This is a genomic window from Bradyrhizobium sp. LeoB3 (assembly GCF_055456055.1).
The window spans coordinates 1-9724 of record NZ_JBVBEF010000166.1 but is presented as its reverse complement, the minus strand read 5'-3'; the positions used below and the strand labels follow the sequence as shown (position 1 = coordinate 9724).

Annotated in this window: 9 protein-coding genes and 1 pseudogene; 3 read left to right on the top strand and 7 right to left on the bottom strand. The window is 60.9% G+C overall.

Annotated elements, in window-relative coordinates; genetic code table 11:
* Window positions 1-168 precede the first annotated feature (168 nt).
* Both ACZXDY_RS43165 and ACZXDY_RS43160 read right to left on the bottom strand, forming a co-directional pair.
* Window positions 169-798, bottom strand: a complete 630-nt coding sequence (locus ACZXDY_RS43165) for a hypothetical protein (RefSeq protein WP_464349687.1) — start codon at window positions 796-798, stop codon at window positions 169-171.
* Between the two features lie 97 nt (window positions 799-895).
* Window positions 896-1633, bottom strand: a complete 738-nt coding sequence (locus ACZXDY_RS43160; RefSeq protein ID WP_464349686.1) for a metallophosphoesterase family protein — start codon at window positions 1631-1633, stop codon at window positions 896-898.
* Window positions 1634-1901: 268 nt separating this feature from the next.
* Here ACZXDY_RS43160 and ACZXDY_RS43155 point away from each other — a divergent pair, with 268 nt between their 5' ends.
* Entirely contained in the window at window positions 1902-2519 is a 618-nt protein-coding gene (locus ACZXDY_RS43155) for a transglutaminase-like cysteine peptidase (protein WP_028168376.1), read from the top strand.
* Window positions 2520-2526: 7 nt separating this feature from the next.
* On the opposite strand, the gene ACZXDY_RS43150 is transcribed toward ACZXDY_RS43155, so the two are convergent.
* Together ACZXDY_RS43150 and ACZXDY_RS43145 are read right to left on the bottom strand one after the other, a co-directional pair.
* Window positions 2527-3801: a hypothetical protein gene (locus ACZXDY_RS43150; RefSeq protein ID WP_464349685.1), complete on the bottom strand. Its 1275-nt coding sequence runs from the start codon at window positions 3799-3801 to the stop codon at window positions 2527-2529.
* A 105-nt stretch (window positions 3802-3906) separates the two neighbouring features.
* Window positions 3907-4182 carry a hypothetical protein gene (locus tag ACZXDY_RS43145; protein ID WP_464349684.1) on the bottom strand — a complete coding sequence of 92 codons (276 nt, stop codon included), beginning with the start codon at window positions 4180-4182 and terminating at the stop codon, window positions 3907-3909.
* Window positions 4183-4196: 14 nt separating this feature from the next.
* Between ACZXDY_RS43145 and ACZXDY_RS43140 the strand changes: the two are divergent.
* Window positions 4197-4861 (top strand): annotated as a pseudogene (locus tag ACZXDY_RS43140) (GDP-L-fucose synthase family protein); the annotation flags it as partial.
* 64 nt (window positions 4862-4925) lie between these two features.
* Window positions 4926-6224: a WcaI family glycosyltransferase gene (locus tag ACZXDY_RS43135; RefSeq protein WP_464349683.1), complete on the top strand. Its 1299-nt coding sequence runs from the start codon at window positions 4926-4928 to the stop codon at window positions 6222-6224.
* A gap of 101 nt (window positions 6225-6325) precedes the next feature.
* Here the strand turns inward: ACZXDY_RS43135 and gmd are convergent, their stop codons facing one another.
* The 3 genes from gmd to ACZXDY_RS43120 all read right to left on the bottom strand — a co-directional run.
* Window positions 6326-7417: a GDP-mannose 4,6-dehydratase gene (gene gmd / locus ACZXDY_RS43130; protein WP_130229127.1), complete on the bottom strand. Its 1092-nt coding sequence runs from the start codon at window positions 7415-7417 to the stop codon at window positions 6326-6328.
* 260 nt (window positions 7418-7677) lie between these two features.
* Window positions 7678-8682 carry a UDP-glucose 4-epimerase GalE gene (galE, locus tag ACZXDY_RS43125; protein ID WP_464349682.1) on the bottom strand — a complete coding sequence of 335 codons (1005 nt, stop codon included), beginning with the start codon at window positions 8680-8682 and terminating at the stop codon, window positions 7678-7680.
* Between the two features lie 352 nt (window positions 8683-9034).
* Window positions 9035-9724, bottom strand: a 690-nt coding sequence (locus ACZXDY_RS43120) for a phosphohexomutase domain-containing protein (protein WP_464349681.1), incomplete at its 5' end; no start/stop codon positions are given.

Here is a 9724-nt window from a genome sequence, read left to right as displayed (position 1 = left end):
TAAGGCACCGCCAGACGAAAGGGGCGGGAACAGATATGTGTAGCCTAAAGCCACCGCGCCACATCTCGACTCCACCACCCGGCTCACACCCGGCAGGGCTCGGATCGAGCTAAATGGGTTCTGCTCAAGAAGCCGACATGTCAGCGTTAATGAGCACCCTGCACGAGTCTAGTAACGCCGCAGCAGGTTGCCGAACTTCGGATCCAGGGCCTGCGCGGATTCCATCAGCAGGGTTTTGCCGGGCGGCGTGGCCTGCACATAGGCTGCGATGAGCGGGGCTTCGAAACGGGAGCGGTTCGAAAGCACGGTGCGAATATCCGACAAGGCGAGCAGGCGCATCTCTTCATCCGATGCGGCCGAATTCGACGTGACGGCCTGAAGTCTCATGAACGCCACATCGGACGACACTGGTCCCGTAAGATAGGACGCCTTCAGCGCGGGAAGGGCGGTGCCATCGGTCCGCGCTTTCAACGTTGCAAGCGTCAACCAAAGCACCGGCCTGATCGGCGAAACTTTCAGCGCGGCCGCGACGGCGCCCTGAGCGGCCTGACTGTCCTCCGCCCGAGTGGCAGGATCGAGCGCGGGTTGATTCAGAACCTTCGCTGCCTTCGCGATCGCATGATCAGCGAGAAAATCCCCGTCGAATGGAAACAGTGCGGCGAGGATGGTGGAGGCAAAGCCTGTTGTCGCGGCCTCGCCGTGAAGTCTGCCCGTCAACAAGTCGTCTGCACGAAGCTTCGACCGACTCAGGTCCGCACAGAAGCTGAAGGCGGCATAGGCGATCAGTATCACCGCCATGCACGTTCCCGTCGCGCGGAGCCAGGTCATTTGATTCATCGGCTGACTTTGTGGATGGGCACCGTTCGTCGGTGCCGGATAAAGCCCAATTGAAACTTCAAATTGCGAGCAGACTATCACCCTGTATCGTCAGCAGCGTCAAGTTGCCGGTCGCATATGCGCCCGTATCGATGTTGATGCGGTTCGGCCGAACGTCCGGCGCGCTGACGGGCGTGTGTCCGTGAACGATATATTTGCCGAAACGCTCCTCGGAATTGAGAAACTCCTCCCTGATCCAGAGCAGATCCTGGTCCTGCTGCTTGTCGAGCGCAACGCCGGGACGAACGCCGGCGTGCACGAAGAAGAAGTCCCCGCAGGTGAACGACGTCGGCAACTGCTCGATGAACGCAAGGTGCTCGGGCGGCAAGGCACGCTTCAATCCTTCGATGAGCTCGACCTGCTGTTCCGTCGTCGGGTTCATGGTCGGCGTCACGCCATAGGACATTAGCGTCAAGAGGCCGCCGTAATGGCGCCACTCCTGGAGCTTGGCTGGGTCCTTCAGGACGTCGAGCAGGAAGACCTCGTGGTTCCCCTTGAGGCAAACCGTTTCGTGACTTTGGCTGCGCTGGATCAGGATATCGAGCACGGCCCGCGATTGCGGCCCGCGATCGACGTAATCGCCAAGGAAGACCTGGATGGCGCGCTCCGGCGCCGAACGGTCGAGATCAACGTCAATTACGGTTAAGAGCGATTGAAGAAGATCGGCGCGTCCGTGGACATCTCCGATCGCATAGACGCGGACGCCATCGGGAAGCCGGGGCTTGATGTTCTTGCGAAAGCGTCGGGTCAGACCCATCCTTAAGCCAACTCGCCTGCCTCCGGAGCTGAAGCTCCAGATTCCTGTTTTGACGCGTTTTCTTCATCGCGAACCGACGTCCGTTTCGCTCGAAAACGCTAGAGCCGATCAACCCTGCCACGGCTCTTAGCAGAGCCCATTTCGGACCGATATCGTTAATTGTTTCAGAAAGAGTTGCTTCGGTTTTGACTAAAGGGCCGCGCAGCGAATGAGCTGTATCTCAAGAGGTCTTTTGTAGCTTCCCCGCAACGAGAACGGGGGGCGCAAAATGCGCGGAGTTGCAAAGATATTGGCGGTTGCCGCCGCCATCTTCACGATCGGGCTGCAGCACGGGGCGAAGGCCGGCTTTGTAGGCACGCCAATGGCGCTGCGGGGAGCTATCCAATACATCAAGTTCGATGCGCCGACATTGCCGCCGATGGCGTTCACGATGTTTTGCCTCAAATATGCCGGCGAGTGCAAACCGCGCCGCATGGTGTTCCGAGGCGGACGGCTGAAGCTCACCGCCGAGCGTTGGGCCGATCTCAAGGAGGTCAACCATTCGGTGAACACCGGGATTCGGCCACAGGCCAATCTCGAGGGGCTGGCCGGCGAGAAGTGGCTGCTGCATCCCGCAAGCGGAGACTGCAACGACTATGCGGTGACCAAGCGCCACGAGCTGATCGCAAGGGGGTGGCCGGCCCGTGCCGTCCTGCTCAGCGAGGTGGTGACGACCTGGGGCGAGCATCACCTGGTCGTCGTCGTGCGCACGTTCAGCGGCGACCTGGTCCTCGACAATCTGACCCAGAACATCTCGCCCTGGTCGCGCAAGCCCTATCGCTGGGTGCGGATCCAGATGCCCAAGAATCCGAACTACTGGGCATCCCTGGGCGATCGCAACGCCTGATCTCAGCTCACCGTGCGGCCTGGCTGACGCTTTGCGAAAGGCCAAGCCCCACGATCGCTGCAAGACAGACGATGGCCCCGGTACGTAGCAGGCCGGGACCGGCAAATCCCTGCACAACGGCGAAGCAAAGGCTGGCGGCCGCCGCCGCCGAAAAGAAGGAGTCGCGGCCACGCCGCAGCGCCCCTGAGACAAGGCGCGTCAGCAGGGAAAGCACGATCGCGATTGCGAGTGCCAAGCCGATCCAGCCCGTTTCCACGAATAGTGCGATGGCTGCGGAGGGGACCGCAAGCGGTGCCGTTGCATCGCCGGATTGATAGATCCCGCCGATGGACTGGAAGGCTCCGGCGCCGGCACCGAACCAGCGCGTATCGGCAAGCAGGCGGTCGAGTGCCGCGCGCGCTTGTTCTGGTTGGATCGGCAGAAGCCGCAGCAACGGCGATCCAGAGCCTTTTTCGAAGATCCAGGTCAGAACGAGGGCCGCGCCAATGGCTGCGACCACGCAAATCGCGCTGGCTGCCAGGGCCGACAGGTCCAGCCTGCGAATGACCAGGATGAGCAGAAACAGCGCGACGCCGAGCGCGCAGGCAACCGCGCTGTTGGTGTCGGAATATCCCAGGATGACGGCGCCGTTGATCAGCAGGCCCGCGAGCCCCAGCATGCCGATAGCAACGGAACGGATGATCGCGTGACGCGTTTCGGCGCGCTCCGCGGCCAATTGCATGACGGCGAGATTGAGCGCCACGCCAAGGCCGCTCAAGCTGGTCGCGAAATCCCAGCCATCCGGACCGATGCTCGCTCCCTGCAGCCGATGATCGACGATTTTCAGCACCGCCACGAGAGCTGTCAGGGTGCTCAACACGAACAGGACGAGCTCGGCCCGCCGCCGATCCCTGCTAAGGACGATCGTCACCCCGATCAGCGCGACGCAAGCGAGCGCCAAAAGGAATGCGCCGAGCGTTCGGCTGAAGTCGGCCGTGACGTATCCGAAGGGGATTCCCTGCAGGGCATCATACGTAGTGGTCCAGATCGGATGAGCGAGTGACAACCCGATTGGCATCAATTGCGCGCCAATGCAGAGCGGAATGGCGATCAATACCCAGCGCAGGTTCGCCGTCGCACGCAGCAAATGCTCCCGATCCGCCTTGCTCACGCTCACCGATGCCGCCAGCAGGCACACGCCTGCGGCGGCCATTCCGAGCTCGGTGACGAAGCCGGAGTTGGAAGTTTCAAGAACGGTGGTGAAAACGAGCGCGAAGAGGAGGGCGAAAAAAGCGACGGACAATCGGACTGCTCGGAAAATGCCTGAACCGAGTCGTCACCATATCTCCCGTCGGCTTCATTTCAAAGAAGCGGCCGTGACAATTGGATCCGCAACCGCGGCGGGGGATCAGCGGGCGGTCTTGAGCGGACGAGCCGCAACGCGCGTCGCCCGCGCCGCCGCGAGGGCGAAGCGCGTGAATGATCCGAACAGATATCCACCGTGGAGGGCGAGTGAGCCGATCGCAAAGCCTGTGAGACTTTCGACCACCGTCAAGGAAAGGATCGGGGCAAGCAGGAGCGCAATTGCGCCGGTCGCAAGCGTCAGAGGCAGAAGCACGAACACCTTGAAGCGCAAGCCGAAGACGGCGCCAAAGAGAAAGCTGAAGATTGCAACCTGAGCCATACGCACACACTCCTGTTCAGCGCCTGTTGTTTTTGGGGTCGTCCTGCATCTATCCCAAGCACGCAGCGCAGCCGATCAGCGAGGACCAACTGCTGACGGGCCCGCTTGAGCCTACCAATGAGTGGTACGCGATCGCCAAGATCGCCGGCCTCAAGATGTGCCAAGCCTATCGCCGTCAATACGGCGATGATTTCATCTCGGCCATGCCGACCAATCTCTATGGCAAGGGCGACAATTATCATCCGGATCACAGCCACGTTCCGGCGGCGCTGATCCGCCGCTTTCACGAAGCCAAGCTCGCGGGAGCGCCGACGGTTACCGTGTGGGGCACCGGCACGCCGCTCCGCGAATTCCTCAACGTCGATGATCTGGCGGATGCCTGCGCCTTCCTTCTGAAGCGATATTCGCAGGACATGCCGATCAATGTCGGCAGCGGGGACGAACTCTCGATCGCCGATTTCGCCGCTCTGGTCGCCGAGGTCGTCGGCTATCGGGCAAATTCGTCTTCGACGTCAGCAAGCCCGACGGCACCCCGCGCAAGCTTCTTGATAGCTCGCGTATCCGCGAACTCGGTTGGCGCCCGCAGATTTCGATTCGTGCCGGCCTCGCCGCGGCCTACGCCGATTTTCTCCGCGGATACGGCCGCAATCTCGCGCTTAGTCCCAGTGCGTCAAACTGAACGGGAGTGCAGTATCTCGCCTAAAAACTAAGAAACTTAACATCTTTGATTTGGTCTGCATTTAATGCGCATACTTCTGGTGGGCATCAACTACGCGCCCGATCTTGTCGGTGTCGCGAAATACAACACTGAGCTCTGCGAAAGTCTCGTGGCCGAAGGCCACGACGTCCGAGTGATCACCGCACCGCCGTATTATCCGGCGTGGCGAATTCCTCGGGGCTTCAGATCCTGGTACTTCCGGTCGAGAAAGCTGAATGGCGTGCAGGTGATCCGTACGCCAATCTACGTGCCCGCCCGTCCGTCAGGGGCCAAGCGGCTCGTTCACCATGCGTCGTTTGCGATGGCGAGTGCGATCCCTCTGGTGCGGACGGCGCTCTCGTGGCGACCCGACATCATGCTTTCGGTGGCGCCGTCGCTGACATCAGCGGCCCTCGTCGCCGCCGCCGCGCGCCTGACCGGGGCGAAATCCTGGCTTCATGTGCAGGACTTTGAGGTGGACGCGGCCTTTGATCTCGGTCTTTTGCAGAACCAAAGGCTCCGTCGGCTGATGCTGCGCGCGGAAGCGAGAATCCTGAAATCCTTCGACCGCGTCTCCACAATCTCACCGCAGATGTTGCGACGTCTCAAAGAGAAGGGAATTCCGCAGGAGAAGGTGAGGGAGGTCCGAAACTGGATCGACACCGGCGCAATCACTCCGGGTCCCGCAACGGTCAATTTCCGAACTGAGCTCAAGATTGGAGAAGACGACGTCCTCGCCCTCTACTCGGGAACGATGTCGAATAAGCAGGGGCTCGACCTCGTCGTGGAGGCGGCTTCTGCCCTCGAGGAAAGTCACCACAACGTTCATTTCGTTCTCGCCGGAGAGGGGCCTCACAAGCCGAGGCTCCTGGAGATGTCACAGGGGCGCGGCAACATCCATTTCCTTGGCGTGCAGCCCAACGATCGTTTTGCCGCGTTGATGGCGACCGCGGATATTCACCTGATTCCGCAGCGAGCGGAGGCGGCAGATCTGGTGCTGCCTTCCAAGCTCGGAGCCATCTTCTCCTCCGGGCGGCCGGTCATCGCTATGGCTGGATCGGGTACCGGGCTGGCCGATGAAGTGGAGGGCGCCGGTTTGGTCGTCCCGCCGGGCGATGCGAATGCGCTGGCCGAGGCTGTCCGAGCGCTCGGCGAAGATGAGCCGCTTCGAAATGTTCTGGGCAAGCAGGGCAGGACGCGCGCGCTCGAACGTTGGAACAGGGAACGCATCATCCATCAGTGGCTGAGGGAGATGCTGTCCATCGATGATGACAGTGCCAGGCCGCAGAGCAGCGGTGGGACACAGCTCCAGCCGGAAGCGCTGTTGCTTCCGATCAAGGAGTAGGTGCGCCTGACCGGCAAATAAGCTGGTCAAACGCTCGAGCGGTCGGATAACCAATGCGCTCGAGCAATCGCCGCAAGCGGTCCGCGTCTGGCGCTTTTTTCCTATTCGTGCCGCGCGTAGTAGCGGAAGCCGTGCTGCTTGATCAGTTCGTCCCGCTTGGCCGATTCAAGATCTTCCTGCATCATTTCCTTGACCAGCGCCTCGAACGAGGTCTTCGGCTCCCAGCCGAGCTTCTGCTTTGCCTTGGAGGGATCGCCGAGCAGGGTCGCGACTTCCGACGGCCGGAAATAGCGGGGGTCCACCGAAACGATGCATTTGCCGGTCGCCTCGTCATAGCCTTTCTCGTGAACCCCGCTGCCTTCCCATCGGACCTTGATTCCGATCTCGGCCGCGGCGTGGTTGACGAAATCCCTCACTGAATACTGCTTGCCGGTGGCGATCACGAAGTCATCCGGCTTGTCCTGCTGCAGCATCATCCACTGCATCTCGACATAGTCGCGCGCGTGACCCCAGTCGCGTAGCGCGTCCATGTTGCCGAGGTAGAGGCGGTCCTGCAGGCCTAGATGGATCCGCGCCAGCGCCCGCGTGATCTTGCGCGTCACGAATGTCTCGCCGCGGACCGGGGACTCGTGATTGAACAGGATGCCGTTGCAGGCGTACATTCCATACGCTTCACGGTAGTTGACCGTGATCCAGTACGCATAGAGCTTGGCGACGGCGTAGGGCGAGCGGGGGTAAAAGGGCGTCGTCTCCTTCTGCGGGATTTCCTGCACAAGCCCGTACAATTCCGAAGTCGAGGCTTGGTAGAAGCGTGTCTTGTTCTCCAGGCCGACAATGCGGATGGCCTCGAGCAGGCGCAGCGTGCCCAGCGCGTCGGAATTTGCGGTGTATTCGGGTTCCTCGAATGAAACGGCGACATGGCTCTGCGCTGCGAGATTGTAGATCTCGTCCGGCTGGACCTGGCCGACGATACGGACCAGACTGGAAGAGTCCGTGAGGTCGCCATAATGCAAACGGAATGGCGGATTGGCCTCGTGGGGATCGAGATAAATGTGGTCAATTCGATCGGTGTTGAAAAGCGAAGCCCGGCGCTTGATGCCGTGGACCTCGTATCCTTTTTCCAGGAGCAGTTCTGCCAGATAGGCACCGTCCTGACCGGTAACGCCGGTGATTAAAGCTCGTTTCTTCGTCATGGATAAGCCCCCACACTGAAATTTCAGCCCGCTTCATAACGCAATAATTCTGCCAGAACAGATATTCTGGCAGAATTATTGCGCGATCGGCCAACAGGATTAATCGTGAAGGTGTGCCCCTTAGTAAAAATAGCACGCGATAAGGCGCTCTGCCTCAAAAGGCGGCGCTGCGCGCAATGAGAATCCGCAACCATGTTTGATCATGGCCTGCGCGCGGGACGGGATATCACCGTGCGCAGCGGCGTCTTCAGTCGGCACGATCAGCAATATCCATTGGGGTTATTGCTCTGCCAGCGCCAATGATCCGCGCACATCGTGTCGAGCGATCTGACAGCTTTCCATCCCATCAGTTGGGACGCGGTTTCCGTGGCGGCGTAGTAGGCATCGATGTCACCCGCCCGACGCGGCTTGATGTCATATGGGACGGGCCGGCCACTCGCTTTTTCGAAAGCGCGAACGACTTCGAGCACGCTGCTGCCGGTACCGGTTCCGAGATTGACCGAGAAGCATTTCGGACTGTCCAATGCCTTCAGTGCGGACAGGTGTCCGAGCGCGAGATCCATGACATGGATGTAGTCGCGAACGCCTGTTCCATCAGGCGTGTGGTAGTCGGCGCCCCATATGTTCAATCGCTCGCGTCGTCCGATTGCAACCTGAGCCACGAAGGGGACCAGATTGTTGGGGACGCCGCGGGGATCCTCGCCGATCAATCCACTCTCGTGCGCCCCGACTGGATTGAAATAGCGCAATATGGCGATCCCCCAGCTTGGGTCGCTGACATATTGGTCGCGGAGCATGTCCTCGATGATGAGCTTGGTCCGCCCATAGGGGTTCACGGGATTGAGGGGATGGTCTTCGGTATAGGGCAGAAATTTCGGGGTGCCGTAGACAGTGGCCGATGAGCTGAACACGATGTTCTTGACGCCCGACCGTTGCATCGCGCGCAGCAGCCGGTGAGATCCGATAACGTTCTGATCGTAATATTCGAGCGGCTGCGCAACGGAATCCTGAACGGATTTCAGACCGGCAAAATGCATGACGGCCGTGCAGTTGTATTGCGTCAGCACCTGCTCGATCGCGCGTTCGTCGCGAATGTCGCCTTCAACGGCAATCAGCGCTTTGCCGCAAATCTGCTGGACGCGCTGCAGGGCAATCGGACTGCTGTTGGAGAAATTGTCGAATACGACGACATCTTCGCCCGCGGCCAGCAAGGCCACGCAAGCATGCGAGCCGATATAGCCGGCCCCGCCGGTCACAAGGATCATCGTCATTCTCCGCTAGATTGGGTTCTCAAGGAGCGTTGGCGCAAAGAGTCTCTACAATCTAGAGCTGTTGAAAGCAAAGGTGCGATGCGAGGGGTAGACAGCGGGATAGAGGCCGGCATGTCAAGATCGATCGGAAAGAATTTCGCTCGGTCATCAAGGACGTTGCCGGGCGCCTTCCCGATGGATGGCGGCCAACTGCGGAGCGGCCGCGTAAGTCGTCCCTCCACTGTCATCGCCCGCGAAGGCGGACGATCCAGTATTCCAGAGAGGTTGTCTTCGATTGAGACGCCGCGGCGCACTGGATACCCCGCCTGCGCGGGTATGACGACGGCGGGGGTGGCCGGCGGCGCAATCAAATCTTCTGATTATACTCGCCGACCTCCGGATGCGTGCGCAGCACCGCATCCACGGTCTCGAACATGTCGCGCATGCGCTGCTCGCTGACCGGGCTTTCGACCACCACCACCAGCTCCGGCTTGTTGGAGGAGGCGCGCACCAGGCCCCAGCTGCCGTCCTCGACCGTGACGCGCACGCCGTTGACGGTGACGAGATCGCGGATCGCCTGGCCGCCGATCTTGGCGCCCTGCTGTTGCAGGCCCTCGAAGTGCTTCACCACGGCGTCGACCACGCCGTATTTGGCCTCATCGGCGCAATGCGGCGACATCGTCGGCGACGACCAGGTCTTGGGCAGCGCGTCCTTCAGGTCGGCCATCGACTTGCCGGGCGCGCGGTCGAGCATCTCGCAGATCGCGATCGCCGAGACCAGGCCGTCGTCATAGCCGCGGCCGAACGGTTTGTTGAAGAAGAAGTGGCCGGATTTCTCGAAGCCGGCGAGCGCGCCAAGCTCGTTGGTGCGGCGCTTCATGTAGGAATGGCCGGTCTTCCAATACGCGGTCTTGGCGCCTTGCTGCTGCAGCACCGGATCGGTGATGAACAGGCCGGTCGACTTCACGTCGACCACGAACTGCGCGTCCTTGTGGATCGCCGACATGTCGCGCGCCAGCATCACGCCGACCTTGTCGGCGAAGATCTCCTCGCCGGT

Excerpts from the sequence above, each read along its gene's own strand:
- ACZXDY_RS43145 (WP_464349684.1), bottom strand. The coding sequence starts at position 4,182 with ATGGCTCAGGTTGCAATCTTCAGCTTTCTCTTTGGCGCCGTCTTCGGC.
- ACZXDY_RS43165 (WP_464349687.1), bottom strand. The coding sequence starts at position 798 with ATGGCGGTGATACTGATCGCCTATGCCGCCTTCAGCTTCTGTGCGGAC.
- gmd (WP_130229127.1), bottom strand. The coding sequence starts at position 7,417 with ATGACGAAGAAACGAGCTTTAATCACCGGCGTTACCGGTCAGGACGGT.
- ACZXDY_RS43135 (WP_464349683.1), top strand. The coding sequence starts at position 4,926 with ATGCGCATACTTCTGGTGGGCATCAACTACGCGCCCGATCTTGTCGGT.
- galE (WP_464349682.1), bottom strand. The coding sequence starts at position 8,682 with ATGATCCTTGTGACCGGCGGGGCCGGCTATATCGGCTCGCATGCTTGC.
- ACZXDY_RS43155 (WP_028168376.1), top strand. The coding sequence starts at position 1,902 with ATGCGCGGAGTTGCAAAGATATTGGCGGTTGCCGCCGCCATCTTCACG.
- ACZXDY_RS43160 (WP_464349686.1), bottom strand. The coding sequence starts at position 1,633 with ATGGGTCTGACCCGACGCTTTCGCAAGAACATCAAGCCCCGGCTTCCC.